A 24062-nucleotide genomic window follows, 5' to 3' on the forward strand; every position below is an offset into this window, starting at 1 on the left:
CAGAAACCGGAGTGTACACGGAGTACATGAGGATTTCGAGCACCGCCCAACGCAGTCATAGGGTTTCGGAACAAATAAATAGAGGTGCCCTTCCTTATCAACAGGCGTCAGCCAATTATTTGAACAAGCTGTTCTGAGATGCTCAGCCCCTTGGCATTCTTCTTTTCAGCCATAAGAAAGAGAGCTTTCCCCTTGCTTTTTGCGGCCCACAGTTCACCGATATTGCGTTTCTCCTTTGTGTCGTCGGTTGTGACGCGATCCCCGCCTTTGTATTCCACCACAAGAATTCTGCTATCATTGAGTTCGCAAACAAAGTCGGGATAGAAGCGGTCGGTCGAAGTTGGTAACCAGAAGGAGGTTATCTGGCGGCCAGACAGGTTCCGGATCCAGTGTTTCACTTCTGGTTGGTTGTCGAGTAATTGTGCGCAATCGAACTCCTCACCCTTTTCATCAAGCTCACCGACCATCCCGTGAAAATGTTTTTTGAACTGGTAACGGCCACGATAAGCCCAGGCTGCAGGGTAGGGGCGTTTATCGAAAGCGAATCCGTCATTGAAACATGTTTCAACAGTGGCTACAGGGTCAAACAGAAAAGTTTGATAGTATCCAGCATAAGCTTGCTGACGGAGGGCTGTGATTTTCTGCTGTGTCGCTTTAGCAAGTTGGAACTTGAATCGCAGCAGGTCGTGTAACGGAATGTTTCGATGTTCAATAAGGTTGGCGATCAGTTTCCGGCAGAACTCAAGCATGACTGGTTGTGTGATGTCCTCCTGACGGCACGCTTTGTCAAGCCAGCGAGAAAGGGTTAACTCAGTCCAGTCGAGTTTCAGGGCACCGATTTCAAGTTGCGTGTTTTGATCGATATGCTGATAGATTACTTTTTCGCCCTTCAAGTCAACCTCCCAGCGTTCAGCAGTATCCTTGATGGCAAACTCCGAAGGAGTCAGTTCTGCTTTGCAGTTATTCAGTGTCCAGCCACCAAGGTCGAGTATGAATTTTTCTTCGGCAAGTTCAAGCTCTCCCTGAACATTCAGAAAGAGTCGAGGTACGGCAAACTTTGCGCCGCGTTCAACAGGTGAAATGCTGTTGTGGTGCGATATACGGTGTTGCCTCACTGATGCCCGGCAGGCTTCGCGTCTTTCAGGATGCACTGCGGCAACAAGTCGTTTTTCCATCTCTTCGGAAATTTCACCCTGCAGGCCAACGGTTATGGTTCCATCCGGCCAGGTTTCCAATTTATTACGTTCGGCTTCAGAGAGGGGGAGTCCTGTCAGGTCAGGAGTGCTCTCCATGGTGAGGAGCAGGACGGGTATACTCTCAGGTAAAAACTCTTTTGGCTCGAAGCCGGGGATGGCAAGCTGTTGCGATACAATGACAGATGCGGCTTCGTCCTGTTCAAAACCCATTTTTTGTACCAGTGTATCGGTCAGTGCACGCGCTCCTTCACCAAAGCGCGGGCTTGACACATGGGTATAGGCGCGGTTCAATGCTTCATCAGGGCGGTTTTTCGCATAGGGCATACGAAGGATACGCCCAAGCAGTTGCTCAATATCGGTTGCGCTACCAATATTGGCTACGGAGCAAAGGACGTAGGCAAACGAACAGTCCCATCCCTCCTTGAGTGCTTCAACGGTGATAATGCACTCAATGGGGCATGCCGGATCAAAAAGGTTTATGGCATCAAGTTCACGCTGCATTCCAGTTGCAATTGCGATTTTATCCGGTGCAACATTTTCATTTTCAATCAGATACTTTTTTAGAACCTCAACAGACACCTCCTGCCCCTTGTCCTGCGCCTGAAAGAGCGTCAGCGGCCGGATATAGCTCGGGTCGCTCTTTGCTGTCTCCGCAAGTCGTGCCCGAGTCTCTATCGCATCGTGCACGGCGGCTCGCCAGTCGGGGTGTTCGGTCAGAATAATCGGAAGCTTGATCATCTGAGCAGCCTTCACCTCAGCGGCAGAAGCCCGGAAGATGATATTGCTGCCGTTTCGGGGATCAGTATTCGGTGTGGCAGTAAATTCGATAATGCAGGAGGGGCGCAATGAGACCAGCATTTCGAACGAGAGATTTGTTCCCGCTTTGTGAGCCTCATCCACCATAACAAGAGGGCGGTGAAACGCCATCAGGTTGACGAATGAAAATTTGAGATCGCCCTTCTCGTCCCGTTCCAGCCAAGGAGCATTGACAGGGATATGGCCAAAGTGGGGTTCATAGTTTTCTGAATGGGCATAGGCTTTCCGTCCATCCGGATTACTGGTACGAAGACTCTGAATCGTGGCAACGATAATGGAGACTCGTTCGGTCAGGTCCTGCGGTCTGATCTGCTCAATCTCGCTGATATCGAAAACTGATACTCTTCCCTCAAACGCATCGTCAATTGCGGCACGGTAGGGATGGGATGGTTTTTTCAATGCCTCAGCCGTCTGTTTTCGGATGGTGCTTGTTGGCACCAGCCACAACACAACCGGATAATCCCGCTCAAGATATGATCGCCCGGCAACGGCAATGCTGTGTGCAGCCAAGAGGGTTTTTCCTGCTCCGGTCGGCAGACGCAGGCAGACATTGGGGACTCCTGCGAGTTTTGCAATGGTGCGATATGAAGGGAGGTTCTCTTCCGGTCTGCGCTCCCTCAGGGTCTTGAGAAATGCCTCTTCCGGGTTACCTGACAACCGTGCATGCTCAAGGAAGGTAGTCAAGGTATCGAGAGCGGTGCGTTGAAAGTCTTTTAGTTCCATAGCTTTTTTCGTCTTAGCGCACTTTGATATCATAGGGGATTTGCCGGAACATGATCTCTTCGGTGCCCAATCGCTCCTCACTTAATCGGCATCCTTCGCCGAACATGATTTTTGGCCCTTTGTGAGGTGGCAGGCCGGAAAGAATTTTGGTGGTCAGTATATTTCCTCCGTTTGGTCGTTTATCGCCAAGAATACCGTTATAAAGCAGATAGTATCCGACCCCCTCATGACTTCCAAGAAAGGGAGAGTCTGCGCTGCCGGAATAGGGAATACCGGTTTCCAGAAACCAGAGATGGGCTGCCAGAGGCGCGAAAAGGATATCTTTGGCAACGTGACCGTTTTCATCGAACACAGGAACCCCGAGGCGATAGAAGCGGAACCCGCCACCGCCCTGCCAGCCCACAGCTTCGGAAATACCGCCCTGCTCGCCTTCAATCACCTTTTGCAGGCGAGGTACGCAATGCGTCATGGCATGGTTGCCCATCTCGATGCCGATGTATTGTCGTCCCATCTTGTGTGCAACGGCAGCGGTTGTTCCTGAGCCAAGGAAGGAGTCAAGAACAAGGTCGTTTTGTTTGGTACAAAGTTCCAGTATCGCTTTTATCAGTGTTTCCGGTTTTGGGTAATCAAACGACTCTGAATTATGAAAGATCGCCGCTACTTCATCGTTTGAATCTTTATTAGTTCCTACCTGATCCAGGATAGATCTCAATACCTGACCGTTGGGCATATAGACCCTATGATGTAGTGTCCACCCATTCTTTCCTTTTGCAAATTTAATTGATCCTGATTGAAGTTCTTTTTGTATGGTGCTTTCAGATTTTTGAGAATTTAAAGTAATCCAGGTGTGATCTGGGCACTCGATATTTACAACAATTGGGTTTTGTAGACCGTCACGAGCTAATGTGTCCCAATAGTATCTGTAACCTTCTTCGTCACATTCCTTATACCTTTTGAGATATTTTTCACTTTGAGAAATACGCCATTTGTTTGAGTGGATTTTTTTATCTGAATTTTTAGCGAAACCAATTACATAGTCATGATCTTTGGCAAAGAAATGTGAGTCATTTCCCCCGCCTTTTCTTTTTCTCCAAATTAAGTCTCCCAGATAATTCTTGCGTCCAAATATCTCATCCATGATCACCTTCAGGTAGTGCGCTTCATTGTCGTCAATCGTTACCCAGATGCTTCCGTCTTCTGCCAACAGCTCCCGCAGCAGTTCAAGGCGTGGGTAGATCATTGCGAGCCATTTGGTGTGCTCCAGATTGTCGTCGTAATGCTCAAATGCGCTTCTGGTGTTGTATGGTGGGTCGATAAAGATACACTTCACTTTGCCTGCGTAATAGGGGAGCAAAGCTTTCAGGGCGTCAAGGTTGTCTCCCTGAATCAGCATATTCGGGGTGTCGCGCTTACCGAATGAAAATTCCCGAGCCTCCTCCAGCAAGCGGTATGGGGTACTGGTGGCGGCATGAATATCGGTATCTCGGGTAAGCCAATGCAAAAGCGGCATAGTATCTTTTTCTCCTGACGTCAAATAGATGGTTTTCGCAAATCAGCCTGTCGTTTGCTTTGCGGCTCGGGCGCGACTGTAAATATAGAGTACAGGTAAAGATACGCAAGGATTTGCTTTATGCAGGCAGTTTTTGAACATCGTTACGCTGAGAGCGGATCAATAAATTCTCTTTTGAAATAAGCCCTGCCATACGTGGCACAAGTATGGTAGGGCTTGCTTTTGATTTTTTTTAGCATTTTGCCGTTGTGTAACAGTTCTGATAGCGCCCTTTCATCAGACCGAATATCGTACTATATTAGGATTGAAGAATCAACGAACAGGGGAAGCGATGCATATTACTAACGACATCAAACCGGTCACCTATCTCAAGGCAAAAGCTGCTGATCTCCTCGATCAGATCAACGAGACGCATCGTCCGGTGATTATTACCCAGAATGGCGAGCCGCGAGCTGTTCTTCAGGACCCGAAAAGCTATGAAGAGATGCGCAATGCTCTCGGATTGCTGAAACTGCTGGCCCAGGGTGAAGAGGATGTCCGAAAAGGTAACATACGACCGCAAGAGGAGGTATTCAGCGATCTTGAACGTTTGTTAAGAGAGCAGACACCATGAGTGTAGTCTATAAGGTTTTATGGACTCACGCTGCTGAAAGGGATCTCGGAGATATTACAGCTTTTATTGCGAGTGACAATCCACAGAATGCTTTGCATGTTCTGGAAAAAATCAGAAACAAAGCGGCATCGTTATATAGCTTGCCCGAGCAAGGCCGAATAGTTTCGGAACTTCATTCGAATGGTATTTTTATCTATCGGGAGCTGATTATCTCTCCGTGGAGGCTGTTGTCCCGGATTGCTGAGAGCAACGTTTATGTCATGGCGCTCCTTGACGGCCGCCGTAATGTTGAAGATATTCTGCTGAACCGTCTCGTTCAGTTGTAACTGCTTTTACTCAAATGCCCGGGAAATATCATCGCAACGGTTTTTAAAGAATAATTTTTACCTGTGAAACAAAAGACAATTATGCTGCTCGGCAGCGGGGAGCTGGGAAAGGAGTTTGTTATTGCCGTCAAGCGTTTGGGGCACCATGTGATTGCCGTTGACAGCTACAACGATGCTCCGGCGCAGCAGGTGGCAGACGGGCGGGAGGTGATCGACATGCTTGATGGTCTCGCGCTGGATGCTATTGTTGCCAGACACCAGCCCGACTTGATCGTGCCGGAAATAGAGGCGATCCGGACCGAGCGCTTTTACGACTATGAAAAAGAGGGAATACAGGTTGTTCCGTCAGCCCGTGCGGCCAACTTTACCATGAACCGGAAAGCCATTCGTGATCTTGCCGCAAAAGAGCTTGGACTTCGTACGGCAAACTATCGTTATGCAGCGTCGCTTGAAGAGCTGCATGCAGCAGTGGGGGAGGTGGGGATTCCCTGTGTGGTCAAGCCGCTGATGAGCTCGTCGGGCAAGGGGCAGTCAACCGTCAAAAGTGAAGCTGATATTGAAAAAGCCTGGAGCTATTCGCAGAGCGGCAAACGCGGAGATATAGCTGAAGTGATTGTGGAGGCCTTTGTGCAGTTCCATACTGAAATAACGCTCCTGACCGTGACCCAAAAGAGCGGGAAAACACTCTTCTGTCCCCCGATAGGTCACCGTCAGGAGCGGGGTGACTATCAGGAGAGCTGGCAGCCCTGCATGATCAGTGATGCCCATCTGAAAGAGGCTGAGGAGATAGCAGAAAAGGTTACCCGTTCGCTGACAGGTGCGGGAATCTGGGGAGTGGAGTTTTTTCTCGCTGATGAGGGGATCTATTTTTCCGAACTCTCCCCCCGTCCGCACGATACCGGTATGGTTACACTTGCCGGTACGCAAAACCTTTCGGAGTTTGAACTGCATGCGAGGGCGGTCCTCGGTCTGCCGATACCGGAAATCACCCTGTTGAAGGCGGGCGCCAGTGCGGTTGTATTGGCCGACAGGGCGGGCACGAATCCTTACTACACCGGAGTTGAGGATGCCCTCGAAGAGCCCGGCAGCGACATCCGGATTTTCGGAAAACCTGCAACCCGCCCTTACCGGAGAATGGCTGTGACACTGGCCTGCGATCAGTTGGGGAGCGATGTTGATGCCCTGAAAGCAAAGGCGATAGCCAATGCCGCAAAGGTGAAGGTGCTCAACACGGAATTGTGAATTGAGAGGATTAGACGACCAATGGAGATAATCCTGTTTCCATGGATGTTTTACCGGGAGAATAAATCTGCAGGGGCAATCCGTTGTGGTTGCCCGGTATTCTACGAAATCGAGAGAATCTCCTCTTCGAGCAGCTGCTGGTTGTAGAGTTCGGCGTAGAGGTGGTTCTCTTCGAGAAGCTCTGCATGGGTGCCGCTCTCGGCAATCATGCCATCCTTGAGCACAATGATCCGGTCGCAGTTTTTAACGGTGGAAATCCGGTGGCTGATGAGGAGGACCGTGGTATCCGGGAGGCACTCCAGCAGGGCTTCGAAAAGCCGGGATTCCGTATCGGTATCAACAGCGGAGAGGGCATCGTCAAGCACCAGAAGCTGCGGTTTCCAGGCAATGGCTCTGGCTATACAGGCACGCTGTTTCTGCCCCCCTGAAAGGTTGATCCCTTTTTCACCAAGCATGGTTTCGAATCCGTCCGGGAACTCCTCAACATCATCATAGAGCATCGCTATGCGGCTTGCTGCGATGACCTCACTTGCATCATTTTCCCGGCTTCCCCAGTTGATATTGTTTTCAATGGTATCGGAAAAGAGGAAGTTCACCTGGGGAACAAAGCCGATGAGTTCTCTCAGGGTTTTGAGCGGCAGCGTCCGGATATCCCGTCCGTCAAGCAGGATAGTACCCTCATCAGGCGCGTAGAGGCGCGGTATCAGATTGACGAGCGTACTCTTTCCCGAGCCGGTTGCGCCTACAATGGCTACTTTTGATCCGGCAGCAATGTCGAGAGAGATGTTTTTCAGAACCGGGCTCTTTTCCTGGCCGGGGTAGTGAAACCGCACATTCCGGAATGAGAGTGCCCCTTTGAACTCCTCTTCGGAGTTGATGTCACTGCTGTTTTCTTCGATTTCGGGTTCTATGCTAAAAATTTCGTCAAGTCGGACCTGAGCTGATGCAGCTCTCTGGACAATACTGGTGACCCATCCGATCGAGATGATCGGCCAGCTCAGCATGGAGACATAGACGATAAATTGTGCGATTCCTCCGACCGTCATACTGCCCTCAATGACGCTCACTCCACCGACCCATACAACCGGCAGCAGCGAGAACGCGGTAAGCGAGGTGAGAAAAGCAAAAAAGAGTGCCTGAAGTTTTCCGAGTGAAAGGTTTTTGCTGTAGTATTCTTTGTTGAGTTTTTGAAACCGCTCGATCTCGAAAGATTCACGGGTATAGCTTTTTACGACCCTGATTCCTGAAAGATTCTCCTGGATAAGATTGGTAATGGCTCCATAGCTCTCCTGAATGCTCTTCGAGCGTTTCTGCATGGAACTGCCGATTCGGTAGACTGAATAACTGAGAAGCGGCGCGGGAAGCAGAGCAAAAAAGGTCAGTTTCGGAGAGAGTGCAATCATGGCTACGAGTGCAAAAAAGAGCCGGAAAAAGGTGTTGAGGGAGTACATGATGCCGGGTCCGAGAAACTCCCGGACGGCATTCAGGTCGTTGGTGCCTCTTGAGATGAGTTCCCCGGTACTGGTCGTGTTGTAAAATTTCCGGGGGAGTTTCTGCAGATGATTGAAATAGTCGTTTTTAAGGTCAAATTCAATCTCTCTTGAGATGACAATAATGTTCTGGCGCACCAGAAAGAGAAAAAAACCGCTGAGCAGTGCAAAGAGAAAATAGAGAGCCGTATCACCAAGTACATGCTCAAGTTCGAAGCGCCGGTTCATGGTGTCGATGGCCATGCCGATATATTTTGGTCCGATGACAGCGAAAAGATTGGTCAGGATGACGTAGAAAAAACCCGCCAGCAGGTTTTTTTTATACCGGAGCAGGTAGGGTTTAAGGCTGAGTAGATTTTTCATCCGTCATATGTTTTTGATCGTGACGGTAGTAATGTATAATAAGAATAGGGAAATCAAAATTCATCAGTCACTTCCGTTTTATGGCATTCGATTCAAGAAAAAACTACTACTCCATCGGTGAGGTGAGTAAAATCGCCGGTATTCCATCCTATCTGCTCAGGTACTGGGAAAGTTTTTTTACTGAACTTGCTCCGGCCAGGGATACCAGAGGCAATCGGCGCTATACCAACCGGGATATCGCTATGGTGCTCAATATCAAGGAGCTGGTCTATGAGAAAGGGTACCGGCTCGGCAAAGCCAGCGAGATTGTCAAAGGGGTTCTCAAGGATAGTGAAGGTGATCACAAGACCACAGAGATTCTGAAGCTCCAGAAACAGATTGGCCAGGAGAAGAAACGCAATACGGTTGTCGACGAGCGTCGTCTCTCACTTATGAAAGAGATCAAGGAGGAGATTGAGGATATTTTGCAGTTGCTGGGGTAGGTGGATGTCTTTTATCAGCGAAGGAACATAGAACAGAAAAACCGGCTCCTGGCCGGTTTTTCTGTTACTGATGCTGTAATGCTTACTGAGCGTAGAGGACTTCAAACTGTCCAGTGCCGCCTTTGCAGACATGCTCAACCCAGCGGGCATAAGCGCCGCCGCTCCAGCGATACTCTTCAAGGTTCTGTGAACGGAACTGCGGTGCAGCATAACGCACTTTGTATCCTTTAGGCAGAACGATTTTAAGCTGTGTATCGACGGTAAAGTCGTTGAACTTGCCAACCATGCCGTGGTGTACAAGCGGAATGAGGGGGTGGTTCAGGATTCTGCGAAGGCCGCCGCCTGCATCTACCGATACGCCGGGGAAATCGCCGTCAACCTTGACTTCGATACCCTGTGAGTCGGAACGGAATCCTGCTTCAACCGTTGCCGGTCTGTTGAGTTTGTCAGCAGGGAAGAGTTCTGCCCAGCGTGCGATGGAGTCCACAATACCGGAACCGCCATGAGAGAAGCGCCATCTGGTAACGCCGACCGGGCCTTTTTCGCCGCTCTGGGTGCCGATGCTGTTGACTTCGATTTTTGAAATTCTCTGTCCGCCTTCGTTCAGTGCAGTAAAGGCAGGTCCGATAAACCAGAACTCGCGAATCCAGTCATTGAACGATCCGTTGGACTGAAGTGCTTTCAGTGTGCCTTCCCAGGTGTCGATAACATCGGGATTGTCAAGAGGCACCTTCATGATAATGTCATGGAACTGACGTCCCTGCATGTAAATCGGGTTCGGGACATTTCTGCGGACTGCGTCTGAGCGGTAGTAGAAGAGGTTGACAACGGAGCCTTCAAAGGAGAATGAGTGGGAGAAATCACCTACGGAAACGGAACCTTCTCCTACACAGATTCTTCTTTCCTTGGTTTCATTGGCAATGTCAGCCTCGACAACCAGTTTGTTTTTCGTGCTGTCAACAATTGACTCGATTACTGCGGAAAACCTGACAAACCCTTTTGCAGGATCAAGAGGTTTTACATTGATTTTAATGTTACAGTCAGCCGGCAGCAGGGGGAGTGCCGGGGGCACATTAACTTTCGCCCGGCATTTTACTTTGCCCCATGAGCTTGATCCGCCCTCAAGAACGATCTCGTAATCGGAGTGTGCGGTGGTGGTGTCTTTAGTGCCGAAAAGAGCCATAGTGATTTCTCCTTTTTCTAATGGCGTTGAAATTGGATATTTGCAGGAAAATTTTGAGCAGTCCATTCCTGTTAAATAACAGCTTGGAATAAATTTAAAGAATAAAAATCAATAATTAAAGCAAAATATCTTTTACGTGATTATCTGTTCGATCTAAATATTGTATACTTCTCTCGGCTTCGCGTTTCAGTCGGTTGTTTTTATTTCTTTTTTGATTCAGATGATAACTCTTTGAACTCAAGATGACTTCATTCTCGTTGACCGTGAAAAAGCTGATTCATTCCCGTTTCCTCCCCTCCCTCTGGAGCGGAACCCTTCTCGGACTTTCCTTTCCTTCCTATCCTTTTATTCACCTTGAGCCGCTTGCATGGGTTGCTCTTGTTCCGCTTCTCCTCTCTTTTCAGCGCGATGAGCCGGTCGGGGAGTTTTTCCGGCGGGTTTATCTATCCATGCTGCTTTTCTGCACGATCAGCCTCTGGTGGGTCTCACTTGCGACTCTGCCGGGCGGAGTACTTACCATCATTGCGCAGGCATTTTTTCTGACAGTGCCCCTGCTCGTTTTTTATGCACTGAAACGTCTTGCAGGGTTTCGATATGCCCTTTTTGCTCTTCCTTTTCTCTGGGTGGCATGGGAGTGGCTCTATATGCAGCAGGATCTCTCCCTTGGCTGGCTTACTCTCGGGAACTCCCAGTCCGCACTCAGTTTTATGATTCAGTATGCCGATCTGACCGGAGTATGGGGGATAAGTTTCTGGCTTCTCTCTTTTAATATACTGGTTCTGCTGGCTGTGACCGGAAATCGCAGGGAGGTCATCCTTTCTGTTTCTGCCATGGTAATGATGATTGCCCTCCCGCTCCTCTATTCGACCGCTCTGTTTTATCAGGAGAGTCCATCAGAGCGTGATATTGCGAAGCTCAGGGTCACGCTCATCCAGCCGGATATTGATCCCCACAAAAAATGGGGTATTCAACACAGTTCCGACATCATGGAGCGATACTACCAGCTTACCGGAAGGGCGGTTCGTGAAAACAGACCAGAGCTGGTTATATGGCCGGAAACGGCTATTCCGTTTTACATTCTCGACAGCCCCTATGCAGCAGATCTTCTTTCGCTTCGAAGCTCACTCCGTCGCTGGAACACGGCACTTCTGACCGGGTACTCTGATATTGTCCGTTATCCTGAAGGCAGTTCACCGAATCCTGACAACCCGGGGAAATATGACGGGGCTCTCCGTCAGCCCTATGAGACCTACAACGCTTCAATGCTGCTTGTGCCGGGCGAGAGGCCCCCGCAGATCTACCGTAAAATGCGCCTGGTGCCGTTTGCCGAAAGGGTTCCCTATGTTGAGTATCTTCCCTGGCTGGGAAATTTCACCTTCTCCCTTGCAGGCATAAGCAGTTGGGGAAGAGGGAGCGAGAGCACGGTTATGGAGCTGCCAAGCGCACGATACGGTAAGGTGTTGACCGCCAATATTATCTGTTATGAATCCATTTTTCCCGGGCTTGTTACCGGGTTTGTCCGTAAGGGGGCGCAGTTTCTAACCCTTGTCACCAATGACGGCTGGTATTCAACATCATACGGCCCATACCAGCATCTTGCGATCGGCCGGATACGCTGCATCGAAAATCGCCGGGCAATGGCCCGATGTGCCAATACCGGGCTTACGGTCTTTATTGACAAGTTCGGGCGTATTACAGCGGAACTACCCTGGTGGCAGGAGCTGACCTTGACAGCGGATGTCCCGCTTGAGAGTCGCCTCAGCTTTTACACCCGCAATCCCGACCTGTTGCCGAAAGTCGCATCGGTTCTATCGGTTGTGCTTATCGGGGTGGCGTTTGTGAAAAGGCGGAAAGTGTAGTTTTTTTTATAGGTCTTATAAGTCTTATGGTACCTATAAAAGATTTAAAGGCGGATACCGGGAGAGGGGAGTTTAAAGTTCATTAAAGTCCGTAAGTCTTTATTTTGCGGTAGAGGGTGCGTTCGGTAATGCCGAGAGCCTGGGCGGTCTTTCGTTTATTGCCCTGAAAGCTTTCGAGAGCAGTGGCTATGGATTTTTTTTCGATATCGTTCAAAGAGAGCTGAGATGCGGAGAGGGCCTCCCCGGTATTTTCCTCTGCGCTGTTGAGCGGGCCGGAACTGAGCCGAATAGCGGTTACTGAAGCATCAGGAAGCAGCAGCGGGGAGTGTGGTCGCGACTGGATCAGATGCTGGAGCATCTGGCGGATATCTCCTATCTCCTGGCGAAGCTGGATAATTCCGCTGTAGATGGCCTGAAGTTCGTTTTTTTCCGATCTGACCGGGTCGTGGACCAGACTTTTGTAACGGTTGCGCTGCACCAGATGTTTTTCAAGAAGTTCCGGGGTTATGTATCTGCCTTTTTCAAGTACAAGCAGGGACTCTATAAGATTTCTCAGCTCCCGGACATTTCCGGGCCACGCATATCGCATCAGCATTTCAGCGGCATCGGGGCTGAATCCTTCAAAGGCAATGGTGTGCTTGCGCTCGAATTCATGGACAAAATTTTCTGCAAGCAGCAAGATATCCCGACCCCTCTCCCTGAGCGGCGGTATCTGGAGTTCAACGCTTCGCAGCCGGTAGAAGAGATCCTCTCGGAAGTTTTTTTCCGCAACAGCCTGATTCATGTTCCGGTTTGTGGCGGCAATAATGCGTGCATCAGAGTAGATGGTTTCCGATGATCCTACCCGTTGAAACTCACCGGACTCAATCACCCTGAGAAACTTTACCTGGGTTTCGAGCGGCATTTCACCGATTTCATCCAGAAAAATCGTGCCCCGGTCTGCACTTTCAAAGTAACCCTTCCTGCTTTGTACTGCCCCGGTAAAGGCACCTTTTTCATGGCCGAAGAGTTCCGACTCAAGAATTCCGGCAGGAATGGCTCCGCAATTGACAGGGATAAAGCTTTTATCGGCACGCCGGCTGTGGGCATGGATGTAACGTGCCAGAACCTCTTTTCCCGAACCGGTCTCTCCGATGATCAGGACGGTAATATCGGTTTCAGCTACCTGCAGGGCAAGTTGCTTGAGCTGGGAGATCAGGAGTGATTGTCCATCGATGGTTATCTCTCGTTTCATCGGGATTTTCCGGCTTTGATTCAACCTCTCATACCGTTACCTGACTGGAACAACAATGGAGTCGAACGGCAGTTTTTTTGCTGCGGCTATCGCCTCCTCATGCGAGGTGTAATTTGTTTTCAGTTGCACTTTATGCATTCTGCCCTGCAAAACAATCTCTACCGGGAGCTTTCCGGCCATTTTCCCTGCAAGGGTTTCTGCATTTTCCTTGTTTGAAAAACTTCCGAACTGCAGGGTGCAGGTTCCCGTTCCGGTCATGCTTTTTATCTCTTTAGGGGCCGTAAGTGAAGCTCCGAGGGCTTTGGCCCGCAGTGCCGTAATTGCCTTTGTTGTGTCTTTTGTTCCGGCAGTTTTCGGCTGGGCTGGAACTCCCGTGCGGGGTGTTACCGACTGTTTTGTGCTGTCCGGCAGTTCCGGGGAGAGCTTCCGGGGTATGGGTAGAGATGCGGAAAGTTCAGGCTCAGCTGGCGGACTCAGCTTGACAAGGTTGTATGCGGCTATTCGTGATGAACTGAGCGGATCGATTGCCGGATCCGGATACTCCCGTAACTGTTTCCGGTAGAGTGCAAACGCCTGTGGCCCGTCTTCCGAAAGGAGCGCTTCAATAACGATCTGTTCTGACTTGCGGGTTACTTTTTGACGGATATTTTCTAACAAATAAACCTTATCTTCATCGACGTACTTTCGTATCTCTTGAGCGTATGAGGCATTATCAAGGGCATAAAGAGCGGTCGGCAAGAGAAGCAGGGCGAGAAGTGCGACACATTGCAGCAGGATTTTTTTTCCTGGTCGGCACTTTGAATAGTCAAAAGACATGGTTTCCGGTTCTTCTTGTTCAGTATTGGTCTGCTTTTCCATCAGAGTAGATCAATATGCCAAATATTTTCTTATAAAGGGAATCCCAAAAAAACCTTATGAGCGGCGTCAATTAAAGGGATAGTCGGGCAATCAGGTATTTTACAGCTTACTTTTAAACCAGGCACTCGTCATGCAGACTCTTTCGGTTAACTCCTTTGCAAAAATTAATCTCGGATTGCTCATCACCGGCAAACGCGATGACGGATACCACACGCTTGAGACCATTTTTGCGCCAATCAACTGGTACGACACCATAGAATTTACCGAATCCGGAACGGTCTCGATGAGCTGTTCCAACGTTGACCTTCCGGTTGATGAGAACAATCTCTGCATCAGGGCGGCCAGATCGCTTCAGCACTTCTCCGGCACGTCAAAAGGTGTTTCCATGACGCTTCTCAAGCAGGTACCCTTCGGTGCCGGACTGGGAGGTGGAAGCAGCGATGCAGCAACCGTGCTCAGGGTGCTCAATGAGCTGTGGCAGCTCAACGTCTCTCAAACCGACCTGCACACGCTTGCGGTGAAACTCGGCGCAGATGTCCCCTATTTTCTCTCCATGAAAGGCCTTGCCTATGCCAGGGGGATCGGCGATGAACTTGAGGATTTGGGTTTCACGCTTCCCTGGTATGTGGTGACGGTTTTTCCCGAAGAGCATATCTCGACGGTCTGGGCATACCGGAATTTTTACAAGCGCTTTGAGCGCCAAATTCCTGACCTGAAAAAGAGTGCTTCAGAGCTCTGCCTTGGTGGCAACAAAGCGATGTTTCCTCTTTTTGAAAATGATTTTGAGCCGGCCGTGTTTGACCATTTTCCTGCTGTTCGCGCGGTCAAGAGCGCTCTGCTTGATGCCGGAACTGTTTTCGCCTCTCTCTCCGGCAGCGGATCTGCCGTATTCGGGCTCTTTGAAGAGGAGCGTGATGCACTCGAAGCCATGAAGCGACTCCCTGAAAACTACCGCAAGAGCCTTACCCCTCCGGGATTTACCATGGCCCGATAGCAGTTCTTTCGGGCACCGCAGAATAGCTTAATAGTGGTGCCCATTTGAAATTACTGCGGTCGCTGAACAATGATATCGTTCAGTTCAGCGGCGATCAGGCGGAGATCTTCATCAAGGAAGTGGGATGAGTGCAGACGGGTGCGTTTGATCTCCGCAAAATCCAGCACAGCATCAAGGATATGCGGCTCAAAAAGTGGAGCTGCACCAATCACGCTGCCGTCCGGCCCGGTAAGTGATGAGTTGCCCCAGTAGGTGAAGCTGTCTTCATTGCCCACACGGTTGACACAGGCCACATAGCTGCTGAAGAGGAAGGCATAGGTTGATGCGATAGTCTGCCACTGGGTTACGATGGCCGGATTGCCGCTTCCGGGAGAGAGTCGGAGCGGACTTGACATGAGTACCAGAAGGAGTTTTGCTCCCTGGTGGGCAAGCAGATAGGGCACCGAGACGTGCCAGAAATCCTCGCATATTGCCACCCCGATTCTTCCGAGCTTTTTTGAATTGACCGCCTTGATCTGCTGGCCGGCCGAAAAGTAGCGCAACTCTTCAAACATGCCGTAGGTCGGCAGATAGATTTTGCGATGGATACTCCGGCCAACTCCTTCCTCAAACATAAGCGCTGAGTTATAGACTCCGTAATCCTCGCTCAGTTCAATGCTTCCGCAGATGATGGTGATCTTCCGGCTCAGTTCACGAAGCGGAGCAAGTCGTGAATCCTCGATATGCATGGCGATGTCCTGTGCGGCATCCTGGACGTTGTAGCCTGTCAGGGAGAGTTCCGGAAAGACGATGGCATCGGCGCCATCCCGGATAGCCTGTTCCGTCAGGGTGCAGTGGCGCTCAAGATTCTCGTCAAAATTGGCAAGGGTGCAGTCACTCTGGGCTATTCGCAGTTTTGCGGTCAGCATCGTCAGCTCCAAATTTAATGGTAGGGGTAGAAAAGATAGAAGGTAAAGGAGAGCAGCGCAAGTATCCACATGCCGCCGCGCACCTCACGCACCCTTCCGGTAAAGAGTTTCAGGAGAACATAGGCAATAAACCCGGCAGTCATCCCGACGCCGATATTGAAGGTGAAGATCATCAGGGCGATGGTCAGAAAGGCAGGCAGGAGCTCACTGTAGTCGGTGAAATCCATTTTTGTTACCGATTGCAGCATGAACATGCCGACAATAACCAGCGCCGGGCCGTAGGCGAAGGGCGGAACAATGGTCAGAACAGGTGAAAAAAAGAGGGCAAGAGCGAAGAGCGCGGCCACAACAAGCGCCGTAAATCCGGTTTTTCCTCCCTGCTCAATACCGGCGGCTGACTCAATATAGACGCCCGCTGTCGTGGTGCCGAAAAGTGACGCGGCAATCGTGGAGAGCGCATCGACCAGCATCGGCTTTTCAATCTCCGGCAGGTTATCCTTTTCATCAAGCAGGTTGGCTCTCGATGAGAGGCCGAAGAGGGTGCCCATGGTATCGACAAAATCCATCACCAGCACACTGATGATCACGCAGGCAAATCCCCAGGTCATCGCTCCCTGCAGGTCGATTTTCATAAAGATCGGCTCGATGGAGGGCGGCATACTGAAGGCCGTTGCAGGAAGGGGCACCAGACCGGTCAGAAGAAAGAGAGCTGTTGTGGCCACTATTCCGGCAAGAATGGCACCGGTTACCCGCTGGATGAGAAGAACGGCGGTAAGGAAGAGCCCGCCAAGACTTAACAGTACCGGGAGTTGAGCAATATTGCCAAGTTGTACCGGTGCGCCGGGGACACCAAGTGTTACAATCCCCATCTCGCTGAGCCCCAGAAAGGCAAGAAAGAGACCGATTCCCCCTGAAAAACTGTGCTTGAGCGAACCGGGAATAGCTTCAGCCAGCCATTGGCGAAGCCCGCCGATAGTAATGAGGGTGAAGAGAACGCCGCCGATAAAGATGGCCGCCATTGCCGTCTGCCAAGAGTAGCCGAGTGTCTGGACAACTGTATAGGCAATAAAGGCGTTCTCTCCCATGTAGGGAGCAACCGCAAACGGGCGCTTGGCGTATACCGCCATCAGGAGGGTACCGAAGATGGAGGTGAGAATGGTTGCGGTCATGGATGGACCTTTCGGGATGCCCGCTGCGGCAAGGATCGCCGGGTTAACAACGATGATATAGGCGAGAGTGAAAAATGTCGTAACGCCAGCAAGTGTCTCCTGCCGGTAACTGGTGCGATGCTCCCTGAAGTTGAAGTAGGATTGCATTACTCGTGACTGGTTGAGGCAAGTGCCTGTTATAAAGCCAAGATACGCATAAAGAGCGAAAATGGTGAAGTTTGGTCGGCCTGAATTTCGTGACCAGGAGAGTTGCCATTGCGGGCATTCAGCCATTAGTTTATCTTTAAAGATAAGTCGGATTGGCTCCTTCTTTATTGATTAAAAGAGCAAAATCATGAAAACTATTGTAAAGTTATTGCGTTACAGCCTTCTGGCGCTTCTTGTTTCCGGTTGCGGGAGCGGTAAACAGGAGGCCCCGGGATCAGGTCCGGCACCGGCAGCTCAGGTTGTATCGAGTGAAAGGCAACTTGCAGTCGAGAGCAGAAAAATAATAAAGGAGGGCGTAATCACTTTCCAGACCGGCTCTCTTCAGGAGACAAGAACAAAAATCGACGCAGCGCTCAGAGCGAGTGACGGCTTCATGGCAAAGGAGAGTGAAAACAGGTACAGTGATAAAGTAGAGCAGAAAGTCGAGGTAAGGGTTCCTGCTGAAAAGTTTGACTCTTTTGTCCGCAAGGTCACCGAGGGGGTAGAGGGATTTGACGAGAAAAATATCTCCATTACCGATGTCACCAAAGAGTTTATCGATGTGGAGGCAAGGCTGAAGGTTAAAAAGGAGACCGAGCAGCGCTACCGGGAGCTGCTGGGCAAGGCCGGTAAAATAGAGGATATTCTTGCGATTGAAAAACAGATCGGAGAGTTGCGTTCGGAGATTGAATCTGTTGAGGGACGACCCCTCTATCTCAGGGATGCGGTTGCCTTGAGCTCGCTGACCATTACCTTTTATGAAAATATATCGGCACCAGCCACCTTCCTTTCCGATTTCGGAGTCGGCTTCAAAAACGGGTGGAATAATCTCGTACAGTTTATAGTCATTATGGTCAATGCCTGGCCATTTTTCATCATTATTCCGATTGTTGTCATCATGATCAGGCGAATTGGTGCGAAAAAAGCAGCGAAAAAACAGAAACAGCCATAAGTGTTGTTTCATAATGGAAAACCGTCATCCGCCAGCCCATGCAGTAAACTGGAAAAGGATGTGTTCATGAACTTTTTAAGGGGGTTAAGCTCTTTATTATTTGCAGGAATAGATAGAAAATCTTATATTGGATAAAATTAGTCCATTTTAATTGTTTTCACGTAACTTTATATCAGACAAGGAGAATACCATGGGTGTTTTAGTCGGCCGCAAGGCGCCGGATTTTGATGTTGCCGCAGTTGTTAACGGCTCGCAGTTTGTTGATTCATGCAAGCTTTCCTTCTACCACGGAAAGTATGTCGTGCTCTTTTTCTATCCGCTTGATTTCACCTTTGTCTGTCCGACAGAGCTGCATGCATTCCAGGAGAAGCTCGATGAGTTCAAGAAGAGAAATGTTGAGCTGATCGGCTGTTCGGTTGACTCAAAGTTTTCCCACTTTGCATGGTTGCAGACCCCGAGAAGCAGGGGTGGTATTCAGGGTGTAACCTACACCCTTCTCTCCGACATCAACAAGAGTGTTTCGGCGGACTATGATGTGCTCCTTGAGGGTGCCGGAATAGCACTGAGAGGTCTCTTCCTGATCGACAAGGAGGGTGTTGTCCGCCACCAGGTTGTCAATGATCTGCCGCTGGGCCGCAATGTTGATGAGGTGCTTCGTCTGGTTGACGCATTGCAGTTTACCGAAGAGCATGGCGAAGTTTGCCCGGCAAACTGGAACAAGGGCGACAAAACCATGAAGCCGACAGATGACGGGTTGAAGGAGTTCTTCAAGGAGGCTTAAGTTCAGGCGCCACTTTATTCAGCAATTCTATTACACAAAAAAATACCCCGCTCTGCCTGACAGAACGGGGTATTTTTTTGTGCGGTAAATGACCGGATTGCTCAGTAGGCTTTGGCAAAAACAACTTTCTGTGCAGCGGGTTTGCCCGAGTAGATACAGGTGCCCGGTATCCGCATATTGTAGCGCTCAATGTAGTCGGCCTCTTCGGGGAGCACACGGATGGTTGATTTGGTCTCCTCCTTGATTTTCGCTTCTGTCTCAGCAGTGCCGTCCCAGTGGGCGATTACAAATCCCTTTTCGATAGCTGTTTTGAACTCATCGTAACTCGTGACTTCAAAGGTGTTCTCATCACGGAAGAGGAGCGCTCTGTCGTAAAGATTCTGCTGAATGCCGTTGAGGATTTCACTGATTTTCAGCGGCAGGGTGTCGTCGAGAGCAAGTTCTGTTTTTTCCAGCGTATCGCGGCGTGCGGCAATGCAGATGTTGTTCTCGATGTCTCTCGGGCCGAGTTCAATACGGATCGGAATGCCCTGTAGTTCATACTCAGCAAACTTCCAGCCAGGTGAGTTCTGTTCGCTGCCGTCAACAAAGGCGGGTATGCCGCTCTGTTTCAGCAAGTCGGCAACGGACTCTGCCTTTGCAAGGACTGCGGCCTTGTCGCCCCGGAGAATCGGGATGATGACAACCTGACGGGTAGCCAGTTTTGGTGGCAGCACCAGACCGCGGTCGTCGGAATGGGCCATGATCAGGGCGCCGATCAGGCGTGTCGAGACTCCCCAGCTTGTTGCCCATACGTAATCAAGCGTGCTCTCCTTTGTCTGGAACTGGCAGTCGAACGCCTTGGCGAAGTTCTGGCCGAGATTGTGGGAGGTACCTGCCTGGAGCGCCTTGGTATCCTGCATCATCGCTTCAATGCAGTAGGTCTCCTCTGCGCCGGCAAATTTTTCGCTGTCGGTTTTTTTGCCCATAATGACCGGCATGGCCATATACTCTTCGGCAAAGGTTTTGTAGACGTTGATCATGCGCATTACCTCCTCCTGCGACTCTTCAGGGGTGGCGTGAGCGGTGTGGCCCTCCTGCCAGAGAAACTCGGTTGTTCTCAGAAAGAGTCGGGTTCTCATCTCCCAGCGCACAACGTTTGCCCACTGGTTGATCAAAATCGGCAGATCACGGTAGGACTGAATCCATTTTTTATAGGATGACCAGATGATGGTTTCGGAAGTGGGGCGCACATAGAGCTTTTCAGCCAGCTCCTCGCCTCCGCCGTGGGTGACAACCGCACACTCCGGGGCAAACCCCTCAATGTGTTCGGCCTCTTTTGCAATGAAGCTTTCGGGAATGAAGAGCGGGAAGTAGGCGTTGACGTGCCCGGTCTCCTTGAACATCCGGTCAAGTGCTGCCTGCATCTTCTCCCATATCGCATAGCCGTTCGGCCTGATGACCATACAGCCCCGTACATCGGAGTAGTCTGCGAGCTTTGCCGAGCGGACAAGGTCAATATACCACTGGGAGTAGTCCTCGGTTCTGGTTGTAATTTTATCTGCCACGGTAGATGAAAATTTGATTATGTGAGTAGGCGCAAATTCGTTGTAGCGGGTTCTGGCTTATTGGTAACTAAAAGATTAGAGCAGAGCAGCAAAACCTGTTGCTAAACATACAAAAAAGCAGACTCTTGGATGCAAAAAAACCTGAACTTCAGGTTCGTCTAATTATTTGCAGGGCATACGCTCCGATTCCTAAAGAAACCTTTGTTACTTTTCTTGTTTTCGGTATTTTAGTGAAATACGTCGAAATACAAACTAATTGCAGGAGTAGGGATGGTACCAGCAGCAAAGAGAAAGGAGGTTCGGGAGCAGGTCAGTTTCAAAATTGCAGCGCACACGAAGTTGAGGATTGAACAACTTGCTCAGGCAACAAGAAGATCAAAAACCTTTGTTATCGAAGAGGCCATCAACCATTACCTCTCAATAAATGAATGGCAGATCAAAAGCATTCAGGCAGGGCTTGATGACCTTGATGCGGGTAATGTTATCCCGCAGGAAGAGATGACCAAACTCTGGGGGGGTAAGGTTGCAGGTACAGTGGACTGAAAAAGCAAAGAGACGTCTCGAAGAGATTGAGGCCTATATCGCCCAGGAAAATCCGGCTGCGTCAAAAGAGATAACGCTTTCAATTATCAATAAAGCTGCAACCCAGCTCTCCGCCTATCCTGACAGCGGAAAACCGGGACGTCTTGTGGGTACACGTGAGCTGCTCTTTTCCGACAGCCCCTATTTTGTCGTCTACACGGTTCGCCAGAACACCGTGACGATTCTTACTGTTTTTCACACTGCCCAAGAGTTTCCGCAATAAACATTGAACAGAGCCCTGTTCGTGGACGAAAAAAAAAGCAATACCCTGAGCTTCATCCGCAGTTTCCGGCTAATACGTTATATTTACAAGCGAACTGTTTCAGCAGTGTTCTTCCCCTTGCTGTTTTTAAAGGGAATGGATTGTCAACACGATAAACTGACCTAATCAATCAAAATGGCGAATCAAGAGCATCTCGACATCCTGAAACAGGGTGTGGACGTATGGAATGCGTGGAGAGAGAATAACCAAAATATAAAACCCGACCTGAGATCGGCCATTATTTGGGGGAATGACCTCTGTGATTGCAATCTCGAAAGAGTTGACCTTTTTCGTGCGGATCTCAGCGGAACCTATCTCAACAGAGCGCATCTCTTCGGAGCTAACTTAATTGGGGCCAATCTTAATGGGACTCATCTAAATATTGCGGACCTCTTTCAAGCTGGTGTTGGCGATACAATATTCACAAATATTGATCTGAGTGTTTGTAAAGGTCTTGAATCATTGAATCATGTAGGCCCGTCTTCTATCGGTATTGATACTCTTTACAAGTCGAAAGGAAATATTCCTGAAGTCTTTCTTCGAGGTTGCGGCTTGCCGGATGAGTTTATTGCCTATATCCCCTCTCTGATCGGCAAAGGTATTGAATACTATTCATGCTTTATCAGTTACAGCCACTTGGATGAAGAGTTTGCAAAGCGGCTGCATAATGATTTGCAGGCAAAAGGTGTGCGCTGCTGGTTTGCTCCGCATGATTTGAAGATCGGAGACAAAATCCGCCCTACAATCGACGATTCAATCCGTGTTCATGACAAGCTTCTTTTGATCCTGTCAGAACACTCCGTGCTAAGCGACTGGGTTGAGCATGAAGTCGAGCACGCTCTCGATCTCGAAAAAGAGCAAAAGAAAACTGTTCTTTTCCCGGTACGAATTGATGATGCAATCATGGAGAGCACAACCGGATGGGCAGGAAACGTGAAGCGCCAGCGTCACATCGGCGACTTTACCCAATGGAAACAGCACGATACCTACCAAAGGGCATTCAATCGCCTTCTGCGTGACTTGAAAGCAGGATAAATGTATGATACTTAGGGCTCGTAAATGATATAACTCTTTGTTCAATATATGCTTGAGTGTGAGTCTGGTTGAGCATGAATGATTGTTTATAGGTCAAGGTCTAAATCCTTATTTCTTTACCGATGGAAGGCATTCCTTATAGCGATTATCTTGTTTTTGTCGATGAAAGTGGCGACCATGGGCTGGTCACGCCCGATAAGGAGTTTCCCGTATTTGCACTGGTGTTTTGCATCATCAGCAAGCACGATTATCTAAACTTTCTTGTGCCGACTGTTCAAAAGTTGAAACTTGACATATGGGGTCACGACCAGGTTATACTGCATGAACGTGATATCCGAAAAGAGAGTGGCATATTCGCAACGTTGAGAACGAACAGAGCCTTGCGAGAAGAGTTTTTGGAAAGGCTTACTCAAATCATTGCCGATGCTCCCATACAGCTTATCACATCAATCATTGACAAGCCGAAACTGCTGAGCAAGTATGCCACTCCCTTCAACCCCTATGAGTTGGCATTACGATTCTGCATGGAGAGGGTTTTACTCTACTTGAGCAGTCAGGGAGAGAGCGGGAAGCGATTACATGTACTTCTCGAAGCACGAGGAAAAATTGAAGATGCCCAGCTTGAGCTTGAGTTCCGGCGTATTTGCGCTAACCAATGCGATTGGTATTACAAGGAGACGGATTTTCAAAAAATGAAGTTTGAACCTGTTTTCGTGCCGAAAGCAAGCAACTCAACTGGCTTGCAAATTGCTGATCTTGTTGCGAGGCCACTGGCACTTCAGTACTTGCGACCTGCTCAAGCTAACAGAACCTACGAAATCCTTAAAAGCAAAGAGCTGAAGAGAAAAGTGTTTCCATAAAAACAAAAAGGCCTCGGAAAAAGTCCAAAGCCTCATTGTCGACCGGGAAAAGCCCAATCCTTTGACGGAAACTTACCGTAAATTTTATTTTATAACAAATAAATTGTTGTCCAAGCGCTGAGGGGCCTAATTGCGCATATTACGCCAGTACACTGCTCCGAAGCTTTGCTCATGATCCTCGTTTTATGGCGAGCTGGAATTCAGCGTGCCTGGATAGCTAAAAATATTTTGTTTGCATGTTAATAGCATGCAAGGTATAATTGTTCATGGAGAACATCGATAACACCTATAACCCGGTACGGCTTAATCCCGGTAAAGAAGCGGCAGAAAAATGTGCCAATGACCCTGAATTCAGGGTGGCATATGATGCGCTTGAAAATGAGTTTGCAGCTCTGGCAGCGTTGTTGGATGCCCGGTTACAGGCAGGACTAACGCAAGCACAGGTTGCATCTCGAATGGGAGTGTCGCAGCCGGTGCTTGCTCGCATTGAATCCAGTCTTGGCAAGCAGGATCATTCACCTTCGCTCAACACCTTGCGCAGGTATGCAACCGCATGCGGGATGAAACTGGTGATTCAAATAGTTAAACCGAATTCATAGTTTGCCTGCCCATACCGATCCCGATGGGACGGTCATGATTTACTGTACTTACTACGCCCGCTCACTGCTCCAAAGCTTCACACATTAGCTTCGTTTTAGATCGGGCAGGAGGAGGGATCTGATTTAGAGCGAGCAAACGGGAGATTCCTCACTGCGTTCGGAATGACACTGGGAAGGCTTCGAAATGACAAGGGGGGCGGGGATGACACGAGGGGGAATGTTCTGAATGGCAAGAGAAAAGGTTTGAGGGGACAGTCACAACTAACTGCACTTGTTACACCATTTCACTGCT

General features: G+C 49.5%; 22 protein-coding genes. 13 read left to right on the forward strand and 9 right to left on the reverse strand.

Features of this window, described 5'->3' with window-relative positions:
- Positions 1-107 precede the first annotated feature (107 nt).
- Both BOO20_RS02960 and BOO20_RS02965 read right to left on the reverse strand, forming a co-directional pair.
- Entirely contained in the window at positions 108-2735 is a 2628-nt protein-coding gene (locus BOO20_RS02960; protein WP_076790450.1) for a DEAD/DEAH box helicase, read from the reverse strand.
- A gap of 13 nt (positions 2736-2748) precedes the next feature.
- Positions 2749-4269 carry a site-specific DNA-methyltransferase gene (locus BOO20_RS02965; protein ID WP_198935407.1) on the reverse strand — a complete coding sequence of 507 codons (1521 nt, stop codon included), beginning with the start codon at positions 4267-4269 and terminating at the stop codon, positions 2749-2751.
- 307 nt (positions 4270-4576) lie between these two features.
- On the opposite strand from BOO20_RS02965, the gene BOO20_RS02970 reads away from it, so the two are divergent.
- From BOO20_RS02970 to purT, 3 genes are all read left to right on the forward strand, one after another.
- The gene (locus BOO20_RS02970; RefSeq protein WP_006366198.1) at positions 4577-4858 is read left to right on the forward strand and encodes a type II toxin-antitoxin system Phd/YefM family antitoxin; all 282 of its coding nucleotides are present in this window, start codon (positions 4577-4579) and stop codon (positions 4856-4858) included.
- A complete protein-coding gene (locus BOO20_RS02975) occupies positions 4855-5184 on the forward strand; it encodes a type II toxin-antitoxin system RelE/ParE family toxin (RefSeq protein ID WP_076790454.1) in 330 nt (109 codons plus the stop codon). Before BOO20_RS02970 ends, BOO20_RS02975 begins: the two co-directional genes overlap by 4 nt.
- A gap of 63 nt (positions 5185-5247) precedes the next feature.
- The gene (gene purT / locus BOO20_RS02980) at positions 5248-6426 is read left to right on the forward strand and encodes a formate-dependent phosphoribosylglycinamide formyltransferase (protein WP_255372194.1); all 1179 of its coding nucleotides are present in this window, start codon (positions 5248-5250) and stop codon (positions 6424-6426) included.
- A gap of 101 nt (positions 6427-6527) precedes the next feature.
- Here purT and BOO20_RS02985 read toward each other — a convergent pair whose 3' ends face one another.
- Positions 6528-8279, reverse strand: coding sequence for an ABC transporter ATP-binding protein (locus BOO20_RS02985; RefSeq protein ID WP_076790458.1), 1752 nt, complete (start codon positions 8277-8279; stop codon positions 6528-6530).
- Positions 8280-8359: 80 nt separating this feature from the next.
- Between BOO20_RS02985 and BOO20_RS02990 the strand changes: the two genes are divergently transcribed.
- On the forward strand, positions 8360-8761 hold the full coding sequence (locus tag BOO20_RS02990) for a MerR family transcriptional regulator (RefSeq protein WP_006366195.1): 402 nt from the start codon (positions 8360-8362) through the stop codon (positions 8759-8761).
- Positions 8762-8843: 82 nt separating this feature from the next.
- Here the strand turns inward: BOO20_RS02990 and BOO20_RS02995 are convergent, their stop codons facing one another.
- The gene (locus BOO20_RS02995; RefSeq protein ID WP_006366194.1) at positions 8844-9944 is read right to left on the reverse strand and encodes a bacteriochlorophyll a protein; all 1101 of its coding nucleotides are present in this window, start codon (positions 9942-9944) and stop codon (positions 8844-8846) included.
- A 242-nt stretch (positions 9945-10186) separates the two neighbouring features.
- Between BOO20_RS02995 and lnt the strand changes: the two genes are divergently transcribed.
- Positions 10187-11803, forward strand: a complete 1617-nt coding sequence (lnt, locus tag BOO20_RS03000) for an apolipoprotein N-acyltransferase (protein ID WP_076790459.1) — start codon at positions 10187-10189, stop codon at positions 11801-11803.
- 82 nt (positions 11804-11885) lie between these two features.
- Here lnt and BOO20_RS03005 read toward each other — a convergent pair whose 3' ends face one another.
- Together BOO20_RS03005 and BOO20_RS03010 are read right to left on the reverse strand one after the other, a co-directional pair.
- Positions 11886-13037, reverse strand: coding sequence for a sigma-54-dependent Fis family transcriptional regulator (locus tag BOO20_RS03005; RefSeq protein WP_076790461.1), 1152 nt, complete (start codon positions 13035-13037; stop codon positions 11886-11888).
- Between the two features lie 36 nt (positions 13038-13073).
- Entirely contained in the window at positions 13074-13853 is a 780-nt protein-coding gene (locus BOO20_RS03010) for an SPOR domain-containing protein (protein ID WP_076790483.1), read from the reverse strand.
- Between the two features lie 172 nt (positions 13854-14025).
- On the opposite strand from BOO20_RS03010, the gene ispE reads away from it, so the two are divergent.
- Entirely contained in the window at positions 14026-14889 is an 864-nt protein-coding gene (ispE, locus tag BOO20_RS03015; protein ID WP_076790463.1) for a 4-(cytidine 5'-diphospho)-2-C-methyl-D-erythritol kinase, read from the forward strand.
- A 50-nt stretch (positions 14890-14939) separates the two neighbouring features.
- Here the strand turns inward: ispE and BOO20_RS03020 are convergent, their stop codons facing one another.
- Positions 14940-15797, reverse strand: coding sequence for a nitrilase-related carbon-nitrogen hydrolase (locus tag BOO20_RS03020; protein WP_076790485.1), 858 nt, complete (start codon positions 15795-15797; stop codon positions 14940-14942).
- Between the two features lie 14 nt (positions 15798-15811).
- Positions 15812-17113: an NCS2 family permease gene (locus tag BOO20_RS03025; protein ID WP_076790465.1), complete on the reverse strand. Its 1302-nt coding sequence runs from the start codon at positions 17111-17113 to the stop codon at positions 15812-15814.
- 187 nt (positions 17114-17300) lie between these two features.
- Between BOO20_RS03025 and BOO20_RS03030 the strand changes: the two genes are divergently transcribed.
- Together BOO20_RS03030 and BOO20_RS03035 are read left to right on the forward strand one after the other, a co-directional pair.
- Complete coding sequence (locus BOO20_RS03030) at positions 17301-18104, forward strand: DUF4349 domain-containing protein (protein WP_076790467.1); 804 nt, start codon at positions 17301-17303, stop codon at positions 18102-18104.
- Positions 18105-18294: 190 nt separating this feature from the next.
- Complete coding sequence (locus BOO20_RS03035; protein ID WP_076790469.1) at positions 18295-18885, forward strand: peroxiredoxin; 591 nt, start codon at positions 18295-18297, stop codon at positions 18883-18885.
- 101 nt (positions 18886-18986) lie between these two features.
- On the opposite strand, the gene proS is transcribed toward BOO20_RS03035, so the two are convergent.
- Entirely contained in the window at positions 18987-20432 is a 1446-nt protein-coding gene (proS, locus tag BOO20_RS03040; protein WP_076790471.1) for a proline--tRNA ligase, read from the reverse strand.
- 270 nt (positions 20433-20702) lie between these two features.
- Between proS and BOO20_RS03045 the strand changes: the two genes are divergently transcribed.
- The 5 genes from BOO20_RS03045 to BOO20_RS03065 all read left to right on the forward strand — a co-directional run bounded on the left by BOO20_RS03045 (position 20703) and on the right by BOO20_RS03065 (position 23770).
- On the forward strand, positions 20703-20975 hold the full coding sequence (locus BOO20_RS03045; RefSeq protein ID WP_076790473.1) for a CopG family ribbon-helix-helix protein: 273 nt from the start codon (positions 20703-20705) through the stop codon (positions 20973-20975).
- The gene (locus tag BOO20_RS03050) at positions 20956-21237 is read left to right on the forward strand and encodes a type II toxin-antitoxin system mRNA interferase toxin, RelE/StbE family (protein ID WP_076790475.1); all 282 of its coding nucleotides are present in this window, start codon (positions 20956-20958) and stop codon (positions 21235-21237) included. The genes BOO20_RS03045 and BOO20_RS03050 overlap by 20 nt, the downstream gene beginning before the upstream one ends.
- Before the next feature lie 174 nt (positions 21238-21411).
- Complete coding sequence (locus BOO20_RS13295; RefSeq protein ID WP_076790477.1) at positions 21412-22311, forward strand: toll/interleukin-1 receptor domain-containing protein; 900 nt, start codon at positions 21412-21414, stop codon at positions 22309-22311.
- A 122-nt stretch (positions 22312-22433) separates the two neighbouring features.
- Positions 22434-23171 (forward strand): DUF3800 domain-containing protein, encoded by a 738-nt coding sequence (locus BOO20_RS03060; RefSeq protein ID WP_076790479.1) that lies wholly within the window; start codon positions 22434-22436, stop codon positions 23169-23171.
- 266 nt (positions 23172-23437) lie between these two features.
- On the forward strand, positions 23438-23770 hold the full coding sequence (locus tag BOO20_RS03065) for a helix-turn-helix transcriptional regulator (protein WP_076790481.1): 333 nt from the start codon (positions 23438-23440) through the stop codon (positions 23768-23770).
- The last annotated feature ends 292 nt before the right edge of the window (positions 23771-24062 follow it).

The organism is Chlorobium sp. KB01, from assembly GCF_001975465.1.
Lineage (GTDB): Bacteria > Bacteroidota > Chlorobiia > Chlorobiales > Chlorobiaceae > Chlorobium.